17 protein-coding genes are annotated in these 15801 nt (G+C 69.3%); 14 read left to right on the top strand and 3 right to left on the bottom strand.

Going from position 1 to position 15801, the window contains the following annotated elements; translation table 11 throughout:
* The 8 genes from VM221_03165 to VM221_03130 all read left to right on the top strand — a co-directional run.
* A partial coding sequence (locus tag VM221_03165; protein HUT73821.1) for a transketolase occupies window positions 1-136 on the top strand: 136 nt, incomplete at its 5' end.
* A gap of 14 nt (window positions 137-150) precedes the next feature.
* On the top strand, window positions 151-1095 hold the full coding sequence (locus VM221_03160) for a transketolase C-terminal domain-containing protein (GenBank protein ID HUT73820.1): 945 nt from the start codon (window positions 151-153) through the stop codon (window positions 1093-1095).
* Between the two features lie 74 nt (window positions 1096-1169).
* Entirely contained in the window at window positions 1170-2207 is a 1038-nt protein-coding gene (locus VM221_03155; GenBank protein HUT73819.1) for a deoxyribose-phosphate aldolase, read from the top strand.
* Between the two features lie 9 nt (window positions 2208-2216).
* Window positions 2217-2660, top strand: coding sequence for a DUF3800 domain-containing protein (locus tag VM221_03150; GenBank protein HUT73818.1), 444 nt, complete (start codon window positions 2217-2219; stop codon window positions 2658-2660).
* Window positions 2661-2869: 209 nt separating this feature from the next.
* On the top strand, window positions 2870-4090 hold the full coding sequence (locus VM221_03145) for a 6-phosphofructokinase (GenBank protein HUT73817.1): 1221 nt from the start codon (window positions 2870-2872) through the stop codon (window positions 4088-4090).
* Window positions 4091-4172: 82 nt separating this feature from the next.
* On the top strand, window positions 4173-4385 hold the full coding sequence (locus tag VM221_03140; protein HUT73816.1) for a type II toxin-antitoxin system HicB family antitoxin: 213 nt from the start codon (window positions 4173-4175) through the stop codon (window positions 4383-4385).
* Between the two features lie 92 nt (window positions 4386-4477).
* The gene (locus tag VM221_03135) at window positions 4478-4606 is read left to right on the top strand and encodes a hypothetical protein (protein HUT73815.1); all 129 of its coding nucleotides are present in this window, start codon (window positions 4478-4480) and stop codon (window positions 4604-4606) included.
* Window positions 4607-5214: 608 nt separating this feature from the next.
* The gene (locus VM221_03130) at window positions 5215-5742 is read left to right on the top strand and encodes an HNH endonuclease (protein HUT73814.1); all 528 of its coding nucleotides are present in this window, start codon (window positions 5215-5217) and stop codon (window positions 5740-5742) included.
* A 27-nt stretch (window positions 5743-5769) separates the two neighbouring features.
* On the opposite strand, the gene VM221_03125 is transcribed toward VM221_03130, so the two are convergent.
* The 3 genes from VM221_03125 to VM221_03115 all read right to left on the bottom strand — a co-directional run bounded on the left by VM221_03125 (window position 5770) and on the right by VM221_03115 (window position 7509).
* Window positions 5770-6519 carry a tetratricopeptide repeat protein gene (locus tag VM221_03125; protein ID HUT73813.1) on the bottom strand — a complete coding sequence of 250 codons (750 nt, stop codon included), beginning with the start codon at window positions 6517-6519 and terminating at the stop codon, window positions 5770-5772.
* Complete coding sequence (locus tag VM221_03120) at window positions 6516-7076, bottom strand: C39 family peptidase (GenBank protein HUT73812.1); 561 nt, start codon at window positions 7074-7076, stop codon at window positions 6516-6518. The genes VM221_03125 and VM221_03120 overlap by 4 nt, the downstream gene beginning before the upstream one ends.
* Before the next feature lie 64 nt (window positions 7077-7140).
* On the bottom strand, window positions 7141-7509 hold the full coding sequence (locus VM221_03115) for a PA2779 family protein (protein ID HUT73811.1): 369 nt from the start codon (window positions 7507-7509) through the stop codon (window positions 7141-7143).
* 318 nt (window positions 7510-7827) lie between these two features.
* Here VM221_03115 and VM221_03110 point away from each other — a divergent pair, with 318 nt between their 5' ends.
* The 6 genes from VM221_03110 to VM221_03085 all read left to right on the top strand — a co-directional run bounded on the left by VM221_03110 (window position 7828) and on the right by VM221_03085 (window position 15792).
* Entirely contained in the window at window positions 7828-8934 is a 1107-nt protein-coding gene (locus VM221_03110) for a hypothetical protein (GenBank protein HUT73810.1), read from the top strand.
* A gap of 90 nt (window positions 8935-9024) precedes the next feature.
* Window positions 9025-9795 carry a sugar phosphate isomerase/epimerase family protein gene (locus tag VM221_03105; protein HUT73809.1) on the top strand — a complete coding sequence of 257 codons (771 nt, stop codon included), beginning with the start codon at window positions 9025-9027 and terminating at the stop codon, window positions 9793-9795.
* A gap of 181 nt (window positions 9796-9976) precedes the next feature.
* Complete coding sequence (gene truB / locus VM221_03100; protein ID HUT73808.1) at window positions 9977-10870, top strand: tRNA pseudouridine(55) synthase TruB; 894 nt, start codon at window positions 9977-9979, stop codon at window positions 10868-10870.
* Window positions 10871-10949: 79 nt separating this feature from the next.
* Window positions 10950-11906 carry a bifunctional riboflavin kinase/FAD synthetase gene (locus VM221_03095; protein ID HUT73807.1) on the top strand — a complete coding sequence of 319 codons (957 nt, stop codon included), beginning with the start codon at window positions 10950-10952 and terminating at the stop codon, window positions 11904-11906.
* Between the two features lie 191 nt (window positions 11907-12097).
* A complete protein-coding gene (locus tag VM221_03090) occupies window positions 12098-12661 on the top strand; it encodes a sigma-70 family RNA polymerase sigma factor (GenBank protein ID HUT73806.1) in 564 nt (187 codons plus the stop codon).
* The gene (locus VM221_03085) at window positions 12658-15792 is read left to right on the top strand and encodes a hypothetical protein (protein ID HUT73805.1); all 3135 of its coding nucleotides are present in this window, start codon (window positions 12658-12660) and stop codon (window positions 15790-15792) included. The genes VM221_03090 and VM221_03085 overlap by 4 nt, the downstream gene beginning before the upstream one ends.
* Window positions 15793-15801: the final 9 nt, after the last annotated feature.

Raw genomic sequence — 15801 nt, 5'->3', positions numbered from 1 at the left:
GGGCAAGGGCATCAGCTTCATGGAGAACAAGGCGGAATGGCACGGCATCCCGCCCAATGACGAGCAGTTGGCGCTGGCGCTGCGGGAGCTGGAGATGCGCCCCAGTGCGGAGCAGCTCGAAAAGGCGGACGGATAGGGGAGCGATTTGACATGCCGGAGATGAAACCTTCGCGAGACGGCTACGGCTTGGGGCTGGTGGACCTGGGGCAGGCGGACGAGCGAGTGGTGGTGCTGGGGGCCGATCTGACGGCCTCCACCCGCGCCAACTGGTTCCAGGAGAAGTTCCCCGGGCGCTTCTTCAGCACCGGCATCGCCGAGGCCAACATGGTCAACATCGCGGCCGGGCTGAGCCTGGCCGGCAAGGTGCCCTTCGTCTGCACCTACGGCGTGTTCGTCAGCGGCCGCGCGTGGGACCAGGTGCGCACCACCGTCTGCTATGCCAACCTCAACGTCAAGCTCGGCGGCGCCCACGGCGGCATCTCGGTCGGTCCCGACGGCGCCACCCACCAGGCGCTGGAGGACATCGCCCTCATGCGCTGCCTGCCCAATATGACGGTGGTGGTGCCGTGCGACGCGCTGGAAACGCGCAAGGCGACCGTCGCCATCGGCGCCATGCACGGCCCGGCGTACGTCCGTTTCGGGCGCGAGCCCATCCCCGTCATCACCGAGGAGCAGACCCCGTTCACCCTGGGCCGGGCCGAGACCTTCCGCCCCGGCGACGACCTCAGCATCATCGCCTGCGGCTACATGGTGAGCGAGGCGCTCAAGGCCGCCGAGACCCTCCAGCAGGAGGACCAGGTCAGCGCGCGCGTCATCAACCTGCACACGGTCAAGCCGATTGACCGCGCCGCCATCGCCCGGGCCGCGGCCGAGACCGGCGCCATCGTCACCGCCGAGGAGCACCAGGTGATGGGCGGCTTCGGCAGCGCGGTGGCGGAGGTAGCGGCGGCCGAGTGCCCGGTGCCGATGCGCCTGGTGGGCATTCAAGACCGCTTCGGCGAATCGGGCGAGCCGGAGGAACTGCTGGAGGCGTTCGGCTGCTGCGCCGGCGCCATCGTCGCCGCCGCGCGCGAAGTGCTGAAGCAGAAGAAGTAGCCGCGGATCAACGCGGATGCACAAGACATGGTAGGGCAGGCGTCTCGCCTGCCAACCGCGTTCGGAGGTATAACATGGCATACAGCGTCAAGGGCTACCAGTTCGATTACGAGAAGTTCTTCCCGCGCGACATCTTCGACGAGATCACCGAGGTGCGGGTGGAGCGCCCCGACGTCATCCTGGCGGCGGCGCGGGCGCGCAAGCGGCGGCTGTCGCTGACGATTGACGGCAAGCTCACCATCCTCGCCGCCGACCACCCCGCGCGCATGGTCAACAGCTACGGCGACGAGCCGGTGCGCATGGCCAACCGCCAGGAGTACCTGGGGCGCGTGCTGCGCGTGGTGGCCAGCCCCGGCGTGGACGGCGTCATGGGCACCACCGACATCATCGAGGACCTGCTGATCGTGGACTACCTGGTGCAGGAGCAGGGCGGCCCCAGCTTCCTCGACGAGCGCGTCATCCTGGGCTCGATGAACCGCTCCGGGCTGGCGGGCAGCGCGTGGGAGCTGGATGACCGCTACACCTGCTTCAGCGCCGAGAGCATCGCCGCCCTCAACCTCGACGGCGCCAAGGTCATGTTCCGCCTCGCCCTCGATGATCCCAACTCCAACCTCTGCCTCGACTACACCGCGAACGCGGTCAACGCGTGCGTGGCGCTGGGAATCCCCATCTTCATCGAGGCGCTGCTGGTCCAAAACGAGGACGGCAAGTGGAAGATCCAGAAGAACGCCGACGCCCTGGTCAAGGCGGTCGGCGTCGCCACCGCCTTGGGCGAGACCTCGCGCCTGACCTGGCTCAAGATCCCCTACTGCGACGAGTTCGAGCGCGTCGCCCGCTCCGCCACCTGCCCCATCCTCATGCTCGGCGGGGAGTCGCGCGGCGACCCCACGGGGACGCTGCAGGAGTTCGCGACGGGCATTCGCGCCGGCGCCAGCATCCGCGGCGCGCTCGTCGGCCGCAACGTTACCTACCCCGGGCCCGACGATCCGCTGGCGGTGGCGCTCGCGATCAACGACATCGTGCACGAGCAGACTCCCGCGGAGCAGGCGGTCGAGCTGCTCATGAGCAAGCGCGATCAGGACCTCGACGCCCTCACCAAGTGGCTGGGGTAGGACCGCGGCATGAACCACACGTTCGTCGTCTATGTTGACGAATCCGGCGACGAAGGCTTTTCGTTCGGCCGGGGAAGCTCCGACTGGTTTGTGCTGGCAGCGGTGGTCACGCGCAAAGCGAGAGACCTCCAGGTAGTCAAGTTAGTGGACCGGGCGCGGAGGCAACTGGGCAAGCCGGACAAGAAGCCGCTTCACTTTCGGGACCTGAAACACGAGCAGCGCCTGCCCTACGTGGCCGAGATCGCCGACGCGGTAGCGAGCAGCTTCTACTACGCGGTTCAACGTACACAACACGGCTTCACGGAAGACCGCTACGCGAGGATGCCGAAGCCTGTGGTGTACCATCGGGAAGGGCGATACTTGGGGTACGGCCTCAAGTTCTGGCCGCGCGAGGTGGACGACGTGCTGAAGGGCGAAGCGGCATTCGAATGGGTCGGAACATACCGCTCGTGATGGAAAGAATGCAGGCTCCGGGTCTCAGGATCCCACCCGCTTAGGGCTGCCGTCCTTGCGAACGACCTGAGAGAGTTCCCGCGCACGCCTGCACCTGTACATTATGCCACAATCCGATAATCATACAATACCCTACCACGCGTGTGATGGCGACACCGTTTGATGACCGCGCCGGCGGGCGTAAAGACGCAACGGAGGAGGCAACCATCATGCCCCAACTCAAAGGCAATCTCATCGTCGGCCAGTCGGGGGGGCCGACGGCGGTCATCAACAGCAGCCTCGCCGGAGTCATCCAGGCGGCCTTGAAGTCCCCGGCCATCCAGGGCATCTACGGCATGGTGCACGGCATCGAGGGCGTGCTCAAGGAAGACCTCATTGACCTGCGCGCCGAGAAGTCCGAGACCATCGAGGGCCTGCGCCGCACCCCCAGCGCCGCCCTCGGCGCCTGCCGCACCAAGCTCAAGGCCGCCGACTACGAGCGCATCCTCAAGGTCTTGCAGGCGCACCAAGTTCGCTATTTCATCTACAACGGCGGCAACGACTCCGCCGACACCTGCCACCACGTCGCCCGGCTCGCCCACGCGTCCGGCTACGAGCTGCGCGCCATCGCCGTGCCCAAGACGGTGGACAACGACCTCGCCTTCACCGACCACTGCCCGGGCTACGGCAGCGTCGCGCGCTTCAACGCCATCGCCACCCGCGACGCCGGCCGCGACACCGAGGCCATCGGCGTGGTGGACAACGTCAAGCTGATCGAGACCATGGGGCGCAACACCGGCTGGATCACCGCCTCCACCGCCCTCGCCAGGGAGGGCCCCGACGACGCCCCGCATCTCATCTACCTGCCCGAGCGCCCCTTGAACCGGGAGTGGTTCCTGCAGGACGTCAAGGCGACGTTCGACCGCCTGGGGTACTGCGTGGTCGCGGTGTGCGAGGGCCTGAAGGACGAAAAAGGGGAGACCCTGGTCGCCTCCGCGCGCGCGGTGGACACCGACAGCTTCGGCCACAAACAGCTCGGCGGAGTGGCTGATTTCCTGTGCGACGCCATCGCCGCCAACCTCGGCCTCAAGGCGCGCTTCGACAAGCCCGGCACCGTCCAGCGCATGTCGGCCCTTGCCGCCTCGGCGGTGGATGAGGAGGAGGCCTACCGGGTGGGGGAGCAGGCGGTGATGGCCGCGGTCGAGGGGATGAGCGGGCAGATGATCACGCTGGTGCGCGAATCGAACTCGCCATATCGCGTGACCACCGGCCTGGCGCCGCTGGAGGAGGTTGCCAACGCCGAGAAGGTGGTGCCGCGGGAGTTCATCAACCAGCGCGGGAATGATGTCACCGCCGCCTTCCTCGACTACGCGCGGCCGCTCATCGGCGGGCCGCTGCCGCCCTACGTGCGGCTGGCGGGGAAGCGAGTCGTGCGCCGCGTAGAAGTGTGACTCGCAAGCCGGGCGCATCCCGGTCGGTACTCCCTGTTTACCAGCGGCGAGGGGTATGGTAGAATCGTTGCGGAAGGTGCGCATGAAACTGCACGTAGCCATTCGACCGGACGAGATAGACGGCGGGTACATCGCGGCGTGCCCCGAGATTCCCGGCTGCATGAGCGAGGGCTTGACCGAGCAGGATGCCCTGGAGAACCTGCGCGAGGCCATCGAGCTGTGTCTGGAGGCGCGCAAGGAGCAGGGCCTGCCGCTCACCGTGCCGCTGCGAGAACTCGAGGTCGCCGCTTCGTGACCAGGCTGCCGCAGGTCAGTGGGGATCGCGTGGTACGAGCCTTGGAATGCGCTGGATAGAAACGCGCCAGACAGCGGGGCAGCCACGTCGTCTTGACCAAAGCCGGTTCACTCGTCTCGCTTTCCGTTCCACTCCACAATCCCGTTGGTCGCGGTTTGCTGCATGACCTCCTGCGCACCGCCGAGCTCGGCGACGACGAGTTCATCCGGCTGCTGCGGTAGAGACTGCCCGGATAGTCGCAACCTCGTCGAATATCCGCCTGGCAGGGAAACGGGCGCGGAAACTGTCACGTTGATCTGCGATGCCAGCCATGCAGGTCATTGGGGGTGCGGGAATGGTGCCTGCGCGCTCGGTCGGGCACTCGACTAGCTCCGGTCCGTGCGCCAAGGGTACGTCTGGTATGTCTCCTCGAAGGCCTGCTTGATTTCCAGCAGTCTGTTCTCGGCCCACATCACGGCATCCCGGAGTGCCAACTCGGGACACGATGGATCCGACTTCTCGAGGATTGTCCAACAACCACGGCCCTCCGTCAAGCAAGAGCGGGTGCTGTGGGGGTGCTGCTTCCCCTCGTACGCCGGCGCGCGGCGGGTGAGGGTTGACAAGGGGAGTTTCGTCGGGTAATATCTTCTTCAAGAGGGCTGCTGCCGGAGGTCGCACGTGACGCCAGTTGACGTCGGGTCGGGGGCCGTGAGCATGAGCCGCGAGCGGCTGCGGCAAGTGCTGGTATGGGATTCCTATTTCGCCTTCAAGGGGAACTGCTAGCCATCACGCACGGCCCGCTCGGTGGATTCTCGAGCGGGCTTTCTTATTCGCCGGGTCGGGTCGAGCCATGCACAACCATGCGGACGAAGTTCTGGTACTGAACAACAACTACCAGCCGCTGAATATCGCCAATGTTCGGCGCGCCATAAACCTGCTGTTCCTGGGCAAGGCGGAGACGGTCGAGACCGACTCCAAGCAATACCATTCGGAGCGCGTGATGCTGCCGATGCCGACGGTAGTGCGGCTGCATCACTACGTACGGCGGCCGCTGCCGCGGCTCCACGTCACGCGCAAGAGCATCTTCGCGCGCGACGGTCACGCCTGCCAGTACTGCGGCGCCCGGAAGGTGGCGCTGACCCTCGACCACGTCATCCCCAAGGACCAAGGCGGCCACACCGATTGGGACAACTTGGTATGCTGCTGCACCAAGTGCAACAGCCTCAAGGGCAACCACACCCCCCACCAGGCGGGCATGAAGCTGGTGCGCAAACCGCGCCGGCCCAAGTTCATTCCCTACATCAGCTACACCAAGTTCCTCGCCGCCCTCAAGAACCCCCACTGGAAGCAGTACCTGTCCCCGTATGGAGACGGGTAGCGGCGGGTCGCCTCGGCGCCGGCCGCGTTAGGGCGAGGGTGCGGGCGCGGGGGCGGGGCGGTGCGCCTTTACCGATTGCTCCAGCGCCGCCGCTCGCAGCTCCGCGCTGCGCGCCGCATCTTGGTCCCCCAGCGCTCGATAGGCCTGCGCCAAGTGCTGCAAGACCTCGGCCATAAACGCCCGCTCGCGCGGGTCCCCCCGTCCGAGCGCGGCGCGAAAGGCCTGCGCCGCTTCCGCGGGTCGCCCGCTGCGCAGCAGCAACCTGCCCAGCGTGTCGCGGCCCGCGCTCTCCTCGGCGGGATGCTTCTCCAGGGCGGCGGTCAGGAGGGCGAGCGCCTGCTCCACGCAGCGGCCCGTGTCGGCGCACAGGTCGGCGAAGTTGTTGATCGCCTCGAAGAGCTCCGGGTCCTCCCGTATGGCGCGGCGGTAGTGTGCCAGCGCCTCCTCGGCGCGGCCCTGCTCGCGCGCGACGTTGCCGAGGTTGACCCAGGCGCGGGCGAAGCCGGGCTTGTGCTCGACCGCCAGCCGGTAGTGCTCTTGCGCGCGCTCCAACATGCCGCGGCGCTCCAGCATGACGCCGAGATCGTTGAGGCGTTCGGGCGAGAGGCGTGCGACCTCGGGGGGCGCGGGGCCGCTCGCTCGCGCGCTGGCCGCCGACCCGTAGGCGCGCAGCAGACGCGCCGCCTGGGTCAGGTCGAGCCGCACCTCTCGCACGTCACTGCGGCAGCCGACGAGCACCACCGCCAGCAGCGCCAGCGCCGCGCGCAGGCTCGTCATCCGGCGGGCTCGTGCGCCGGCGACGGCCGTGGTGGGCGCGGGCGGATGACCAGCATCCAGTTGTCGCCGTCGCCCCAGATGCGCGCGAAATCGAGGTAAGGGATCTCCTGCGCAGCGCGTTCGCCGGTGTGGGCGATGAAGCACGATCTGCGCTCGTCGTAGCCGTAGGCGACGACGAAGTGATTCCGGCGCGCGCCCGGAGCGCCCACCCGCACCTGGCAGATGACCGGCACGTCGCGCGCGATCCATAGCCGCAGGCGGTCGCAGCTGCCGCGGGCAGACTCCGCCCGCAGCCCCCGGCGGCGCGCGTAGAGCTTGAGGTCAAGGTTGAGCACGCGCCCGTCGGGCAGAGCGATCTCGTCCGCGATCTCCCGCTGCGTGACCTGCAGACCGTGGTAGCGCAGCACGCTCTCCAGCGCCGCCGGCCCGCACCACCGCGGCTCCTGCTTGACGAAGGGGACGTCGGCGATGGTGTGGGCGGAGGGCTGAGCGCGCACCGGCAAAACCACGGCAACCGCGATCGCGGCCGCCGCCAGCGCTGTTGGCAGGGGTCTCATGCCGTCAACCGGCGCGCGGCGAGTCGTGTGACTCGCCGCGCGCGCTTCGTCGTTCGAATGGAAGCTAGTGCCCCAGCAGCAGGACGATGACGATGATCAGCAGCCAGGTGGTGGTGCTGAGCGTCGGCTCCTGCGCGCCGCCAACCGCCAGCGCCTCGGCGCCGGTCGCGATCTGCTGCAATTCGTCGGCGCTGAGCTGCGACAGGCGCTGCTGCACCTGCTGCTCGGTGAGGCCGAAGCCCTTGAGCTTTGCGGTCACGCCCGCCGCGTCCAGCGCGGCCTCGGCGCGCGCTGCGACCTGCGCGCGCTCGCCCTTGGGCTCGGTCGTCATCTTCGACTGGATCGGCGCCGCACACGCTGCCGCCATCGTGAACAGCATCACCGCCACCGTGACCACCGCCAACCAGGCGCATCGGCGTTCGAGCTTGCGCATTGCGTACCCCCTGTGGGTGTTGTTTGCCCCCGTCGCTGGAATGTAGCATGCGCCGCGGCGGTTGTCAAGGCAAACGGCATCAACACTGGCCATCAACAGGCGAGCGACCATCACGCAGGGACCTCACGGCCGCCCGCTTGCAGTCGTGGGAAGCGCCCGCACAAGGTTTCGCACCGCGCCGGGCCCGCGCCGGCGGGAATGCGGCTCATCCCTGGCAGATTGGGGCGCAGGTGCGGAATATACAGAGAGGGGTCGGCTCGCTGGAGCCGGCGCTCCCTCGGGGCGCGGTGTCGTGCCGTCGCCACCGCGGATATGGAGATGTCTATCCCGTTGGTCAGAGCCATCTGTCGCCGCGTGGCGATGGCAGCGCTTGCCACGCCGGTGCTCTTGCTCGGCGCCGGCGGCCCCGCCCATCCTGGTGGCGCCGGTCTGGAATGGTCGCAGTCGGGGCGATCACTGGCATTCTGGTGTGACTCGGGTCTCTACTCGGTCAACATGGTGCAGGGCGGGGTGGTGCGACTGACCTCGGTCCCGGCGCGGGGTCGCTGCTCCCCCGACGGCATGCGGGTGGCCTGGAGCGACCGCGACGCCACCTACGTGTACCATGCCGGCAGCACCGGAGATATCCGGATCGCCGAGCCCGGCCGCGTTGCCGGCTGGAGCCCGGACAGCAAGTGGGTACTCGTGGAGTCCTGTCCCCCGCGTCAGGCCCCCGAGATCTATGCCGCCAGCGCCGATGGAAAAGGAGCCAGTCCCCTTGCCCCCCACCCGGCGTGGGACGGTAACGCCACCTGCTCCCCCGACGGCCGATGGATCGCCTTCGTCTCCCAGCGCGACGCCCAGCGCTCCGACATCTGGGTAGTCGGATGGGACGGCTCCCAGCTTAGCCGCGTGACCGCCATGTTCGAGGCCAACGCGCCGGCGTGGTCGCCGGACGGCTCGCGGCTTGCGTTTTGCGGGCGGGCCACCGCCTCCTCGCCGCGGCAGGTGTATTGGCTCGACTTCCGGACGCGCAAACTTACCGCCGTTACCCCCGAAGCTCGCGGTGATGTCCGCGATCCCCGGTTCGTGGGCCCCGACTACCTCACCTACGTTGGCGGCACGCCTGAGATGGCGGACCTGCGCAGCGGCGCTCGGCGCGAGCTGCCACGCGGGGAGCTGTCGCCGGACGGACGCATGGCCGCGGTGCTGTCGGGGCGGCCCGGTTCGCTGGACGTGATTCCGCTTGCCGGTGGTGATCGCCGCCCGGTTGACAAGGGGGTCGAGGCTTGCGCCTGGTCCCCGGATGGGCACTGGCTGGCCTACCTCGCGCTGTCCCCCGGCCCCACCGGTGGCGTGGTGCGCGAGCTGCGCGTGAGCGCGCTCGACTCGACAGGAGTTTACGTGCTGTGGAGCGAAGGTCTGCCCAGCCGGGGTGGCGCCTGAGCCGGGAGCGGTAGTGATCCCGCTCGCGAAGTCCGCCTGAAGTCCCGCTCGACCACGCCACCCCCAGCGCGTGTCGCCTGGAGGACCACCATGAAGGTCGGGATCGTTACCTATAACCTCGCTCACGACTGGGACCTGCCCACCATCATTGCGCGCTGCGCCGCTGCCGGCATGCAGGGCGTCGAGCTGCGCACCGGACATGCCCACGGGGTCGAGGTCGGCCTCAGCCCCGCCGAGCGCAAGCAGGTGCGGCAGCAGTTTACGGACTCGCCGGTCGAGCTGGTGGGACTCGGCAGCACCTTCGAGTACCACGCGGTGGAGCCCGCCGAGGTGCGCCGCAATATCGAAGGCACCAAGGAGTACGTCAAGCTCGCCGCCGATGTCGGGGCCCCCGGGGTCAAGGTCCGCCCCAACGGGCTCAACGTGGAGCGGGGCGTCCCCCGAGAACAGACGCTGGAGCAGATCGGCAAGGCGCTGCGCGAGTGCGGGGAATACGCGCGCGACTACGGCGTCGAGGTGCGCCTGGAGGTGCACGGCCCCGAGACCTCCCTGGTGCCCAACATCCGCGCCATCATGGACGCCGCCGATCACGATAACGTCTTCGTGTGCTGGAACTGCAATCAGGCCGACCTGGTCGAGGGCTCGGTGCGCGCCGGTTTCGACCTGGTGCGCGAGCGCATCCGCCTGGTGCACATGCGCGACCTGTACCTGGATGAGTATCCGTCGCGGGAGCTGCTGGGGCTGCTGCGTGATTCAGGGTACCAGGGGTTCTGCCTGGCGGAGATCAGCGAGAGCCCCGATCCGGAGCGAGTCATGCGCTACTACCGCGCGCTGTGGCTGTCATACCTGGGCGGGGGGTAGGGAAGGGGCAGGCGGGCGCGCGCCGCGGCGAGCCTTCGCGCCGGAGCTGCCCCGGAGCCCTGCCGGCTGCGCGCGCGGGCGCGGATGCAAGTCGAGACCATCGCCCGCGGCGAGCTCGCATGACGGCCGCCGCCGCAGTGGCGAGTGCGGTCGTCGCACGCGCGACCGCGGAGAGAACGTGGTGCCTGCCGACGGATTCCTCAATCTCCTCAAGCCGCCCGGCATGACGTCTCACGACGCCGTTGCCTGGCTGCGCCGTCGCGTGGGCACTGCCGTCGGCCACGCGGGCACCCTCGACCGCGCCGCCGCCGGGGTGCTGGTGTTGTGTGTCGGTCGCGCGCGGCGCTTCAGCCGCTTTGCGATGGAGGGCGACAAGGCCTACATCGGAGAGATCACCTTCGGCGTGACCACCGATACGCTTGACGCCGAGGGCCGGGTGCTGAGCCATGGCGACGCCTCGGCCCTGGCGGAGGCGCAAGTCGCGCGGGCGCTCGCGACCTTCGAGGGTGAAATCGAGCAGGTCGCTCCGGCCTATTCGGCCGTGCACGCCGACGGCGCCCGGCACTACGAGCTGGCGCGACAGGGACGCACGCCGCCGCGCCGAACACGCAAGGTGCGCATCATGTCGGCGCGGCTGCTCGATTTCGCGCCCGGGCGCCATGCGCGTGCGCGGATAGCGGTGGAATGCACCAAGGGAACATATATCCGCGCCTTGGCGGCGGATATCGGCGCCGCGGTCGGCTGCGGGGCGCACCTGTCGTTTCTCGTACGCACCCGCGCGGGCGACTTCGAGATCGCCGACAGCGCGACCCTCGAACAGACGCAGGACGCGATCGAGGAGCGCCGCCTGGGCGAGCTCCTGCGACCGCTCGATGCGCCGTTGGGGGCGTTGCCGGCGGTGACGCTGGCGCGGGCGCAGGCGGAGCGGGCGCGCTGCGGGGGCGAGGTCGCGGCTCCGTCGGACTGCGGCGGCACTGCCGAGTTGGTGCGCATTTACGATCCGGCGGGCGCATTCATCGGCCTCGCCGCGGCGCAAGGGGCCCAACTCCGGCCGCGCATCGTCGTCGCGGAGTGAACGGTTTGCTCCGCGGACCAAGGGAAACGCGGCGCGCACCGGGCGCGGTTTCCTCATCGAACTCCGTGGATGAACGGCCATGGAAGTAGTAAGGGATATCGAGCGACTGGAGCCGCCGGCCGCGGCGGTTGCCGTCGGGGTTTTCGACGGCGTTCACCTCGGGCACCAGGCGGTGCTGCGCGAGGCCGTCACGCGGGCGGCGGGTTTAGGCGCGCAGGCGGCGGCGCTGACGTTCGACCCCCATCCGCAGCAGGTGCTGCGGCCGCGGCAGGCGCCCCGGCTGTTGACCACCATTGCCGAGCGCGCGGCGCTCATCGCCGACAGCGGAATCAACATGCTGATCGTCGCGCGTTTTGACCACAGCTTCGCCGCCCAGACACCGGAGGAGTTCGTGCACCGGGTGCTGCTCGAGCGGTTGGGGGCGCGCTGCGTCATCGCCGGCGAGGGGTTCGTCTTCGGCCGCGGCGCTCGGGGGAACATCCACACGCTGACCGAACTCGGGCGCCGGCTTGGCTTCTGCGCGGCGGCGGTCGAGCGCGTCACCGTGGACGGCATGACCGTCTCCAGCACCGCCGTGCGCCAGCTCATTTCCGCGGGCAACATCGAGCGCGCAACGTCGCTGCTCGGCCACTGCTACACCATCGGCGGAGTGGTGGTGCGGGGGCGCCAACGGGGGCGCGCGATCGGTACCCCGACCGCCAACCTGTGCGTCGAGCAGAGCAAGCTGCTGCCGCCCGATGGCGTTTACGCCGTCAGAGCCCGCCTGCGGGGCGAGGAGGGCGCGCGTCCCGCGGTGGCGAACATCGGCACCCGCCCGACCTTCGCCGGCGCGACCGGCGAGGGCGCGCCCGGCGGCCGCTGCATCGAGGCGCACATGTTCGATTCGCCCACCCCGGGTGAGCTGTACGGACACGCCCTCACCCTCGAGGTCGTCAGCCGACTGCGCGACGAGCGGGCGTTCCCCTCGGCGCCGGAGCTGTCGGCGCAGATCCAGCAAGACATCGCCTGCGCGCGGGCGATCCTCGCACGGAAGTGATCCCGCCGCCGGTCGCGCTCGCACCGACGGCGGCCCGGGGCGGCGCGCGGCTGTACCTCACCCGGTCGCCCAGGCCCGAGGAGGTCGTCAGCTTCGTCAGGAGAGCCGGCGCCTCGGGACCGTCCGATGAATCGTTCAGACCCCGGTGAACCTCCTGGCGCTGATGCGTGTCCTTGGGGATGGAGGTGCCGATGGACGATGCTGCGGTCGAGCTGATGCGGCGCATCCGGGCAGGCGACGCCGGCGCCCTCGACGACCTGATCGCTCGTCACGGGCGCATCCTGCGCAGCCATATCGAGCGCTATGTCCCATCGGCGGACGCCCAGGACCTGCTGCAGGAGCTGTGGCTGCGCGTGTGGCAGCGCGCTCACCAGTGGGACGGCCGCGGTCGGCTGCTGGCGTGGCTGCTCACGATCGCCACCAACCTTGCGCTCAACCACCTGCGGGCGCGGCATCCGGTGGTGTCGCTGGCGGCATTCGGCGACGACGAGTTCTCCGAGACGCTGGCGACGGCACCTGAAGCCCTCGTCCCCGGGCCCGAGGACCAGGCCGTCTGGGGCGACGAGCTCGACCGCGCCCGCTCGGCCCTGGCTCAGCTCCCCGCCGACAAACAGGCCGCCGTGCGCCTCGTGCGCATCGAGGGGCGCAGCCTGCGCGAGGCCGCCGCCGCCCTCGGCGTCCCCGTCGGCACCATCAAGTCCCGGCTCCATCATGCGCACAAGCTGCTGATGGAGCAACTGGAGGAGGACACATGAAGATCGCCATGACCGAGCACATCACGATTCGCAGCTTCCGCACGTTCATCTCCGAGCGGCTCCCCGCCGCCCTCGCCGCGGTGGCGCCGCTGACCGACTATCGCGTCGAGGAGACCGCGCCGGGCGTAGGGCGGGTGACCGTGTCCCTGCAGCAGCGCGGCGCCCAGCACACCGTCGTCTTCGACGGCCTGCCCGTCCCTCGCGAGGACGGCTCGTTCGCGGTTGACGGCGGCGAGCGCGCGGTGTTCATGACCGCCAGCAGCAACGACCTGGAGCAGGCGGAAATCAAAGCGGTGGGCGAGCAGCTCATGGACCAAATCGCGCCGCGGCTGGCGGCGCCGCCGGCAGACGCAGAATGGGATGAGGCGGTGCTGCGCGCGTGGTTTCCCCTCGATCGCTGGCTGCGGGAGTTCGTATCCAGCGCAGGGACCGCCAACTGGCTCGACAACGTCAATGCGCTGTCGCGGGTCTCCCATCTGAGGCGAATGTGGGTGCTGGGCGCAGACGCCGCGTTCCACCCGACACATATCGGCCGGGTGTGTCCGTACGATACCCCTGAGGGCCCGAACCACGGGCGAGTGCTGACGCTGGCGCTGGGGGCGGATGTGCAGAACGGGCGCATCGTGCCGGCCGAGGATCGTGGAGAGGCCGCGATCGGCCTGGCCGCGAGCCTGATGCCCCTGCTGTGCCACAACGACCCGGCGCGGCAACTGACGGGCGTCGTCATCATGCGCCAGTGGGTGCCGCAGGCAGAGCCGGAACTGCCGTTGGTGCGGTCGGGGAATGAGCCAGAGGATGGCAGCTTCTCCCCGGGCCGCGACTTCCTCACCGCGTACATCCACTGGAAGGGCATGACCTACGAGGAAGGCATCGTCATGAGCGAGTCGGCGGCGGCGCGGCTCGCCTCTCCGCAGCCGCTGGAGGTGGGCGACAAGCTCTCCAACCGCCACGGCGCGAAAGGCGTGGTGGCGGCCATCCTGCCCGATGACGACATGCCTCACCTGCCCGACGGGCGGGCGGTGGAACTCATCTTCGACCCCATGGGCGTCTACAGCCGCCTCAACTTCGGCCAGATGATCGAGGGGGCGCTGGGGCTGGTCGCGGAGAAGCGGGGGGCGCCGATTGTCGCGCCGCCGTTTCGCCGTACGACGCCGGAGGAGTTGCACGGCCTGCTGCGTGATGCGGGCCTGCCCGAGTCGGGGCAGTTCATCCTGCGCGACGGCAAGGACGGCCCGGAGCTGGATGAACCCTCGACGGTAGGAGTTGTGTATTGGGGCAAGACCGTCCATTTGGCGAGCCAGAAGATTCAGCACTTCCTCTCGGAGCCGCTGCCGTGGCGGCGCCGGGGTGGGCAGCTTGCCGGCCGCAACGAATACCTCGCGCTGCGGACGGTGGGCGCGAACGAGAACATCCTGGATGCCTACCTGACGCGCGCGCCTCTCGATGAAAAGGGCGACGAACTGCTGGAGAGGGTCGCCGGCGGCTTCCTGCCCGAGCATGCATCTCCGCCGTCCGCTGCATTTCGACGGCTGCAGCGCGCGCTGCGGACGGCGATGATTGACCTGGCGTGGTGCGGTGATCACGTCGAGACCCGATGGGCGACCCCGGGCGAAGGGGACCTCGAGCTGGCCGCGCCCGTGGAGCATCCGTGGCAGGCGGAGGCGAAGCTCACCCATGTCGGTCCCACCGACTGGGAACAGTTTCGCCACCAGTTCGAGGACTACCGGCCCAAGGTCGCCTCCCTCGGCCAAGGCGTCACCGAGGCCAACCAGCGACTGGAGCAGGCGCTGCGCTCCGGCGCACCGGCGCCGGTGCAGCAGGCTGCGCGCGCGGCGCTGCGCCGGGTGATAGATGAGCTTTTCGCCAGCCTGCTCACACGCGGCGACATTGACTTCTACACGCGCCCACAGTTCAGCGGGCGAGCGACGCTCGCGCCGGGGTACGACCTGAAGCTCGGCCAACTCGGCCTACCCGAGGAAATGGCCTGGGCGCTTTTCGGGCCGCTGGTGGTTGGCAGGGGCGGCGCCGGGGCCGTCGAGTCGCGGAATGACGAGGCGCGTCGGGCCGTCGAGGGACTGATGGCCGAGAGCGTCGTCGTTCTCAACCGCGCACCGACCTGGGAGCCGACCTCTATCACCGCCTTCACGCCGGTCATGCGGCCCGACCGGTGCCTCCATCTGCACCCGTCCTGCTGCCGCATGTTCAACGCCGACTTCGACGGCGACCAGGCCGCGGTATGGCTGCCCATCAGCGAGCCGGCGCAGCGCGAAGCCAAGGAGAAGCTGACCGTCGCGGCTCACCTGCGGCGCGACCCCACGGTGGTCATGTACCACCTCGCGCCCTCCCATGCCGTCCTGGGGGGACTGGCCTATGCCTGCGAGTCGCCGGAAGGGCGCGCGGCGTTCGAGGCGGTCTGGCCGCGGGGTTGCCCGCCACCCGCGGGCCCGCTCACCCGTGGGGGCGTGGTATCTTCGCTGCTCTCGGTTTACGAGGCGGCCGGCGCGGAGGCCGCGCTGGAATTGCTCGACAATCTCCACTCACTCGGCGTCACCTGGGCGACGAAATCGGGCGCCTCCTTCAGCCCATTCGTGGGGGAGGGGCTGCGTTTGCCGTCGCCGCCCGCATCGCGCTACAGCGCAAGCTGGTACGCCTATCGCTCGCTGGTTGACGCGGCAATCGCCGCCCAGGCCGATGCCGATCCCACGCTCAAAGCCCCCATGCGCGCGGTGCGGTGTGAGGCGCGGGGATCGGTCGCGGCGATCCGGGCGACGGTGGGGCCGTGGACCGTTTCCGACTGCTATGTCCCCGAGGGGCCGATCACCCACGGTTTCCGCGACGGCCTCACGGCGGAGGAACTGTGGATACTGGTCGCCAAGACGCGCGAGCGGTTCCTGGGCCTTCACGAGTCGCAACTGCAACTGGCGATCTCGCGGCGGCTCTCCGCCCCCGAAGGAGCCACCCTTCTCCGCCGCGCGATGGCCGCGGAGAATCCCGCCGCCATCCTTGCCCAGGCCGCCGACGCTGGCGAGGCCGATCCCCTGACCGACCCGGACGTGCGTCTGTGGATCGGGCTGCTGCCGGAGGCGAATGCGCGCGCCGGTTGCAGGCCGACGAGCCGACGTCGGGGCTGAGCGCCAAGC

It is taken from the genome of Armatimonadota bacterium (assembly GCA_035527535.1).
Taxonomy (GTDB): Bacteria; Armatimonadota; Hebobacteria.
The sequence above is the reverse complement of the archived record's forward strand: the minus strand, read 5'-3'. Positions and strand labels throughout refer to the sequence as shown.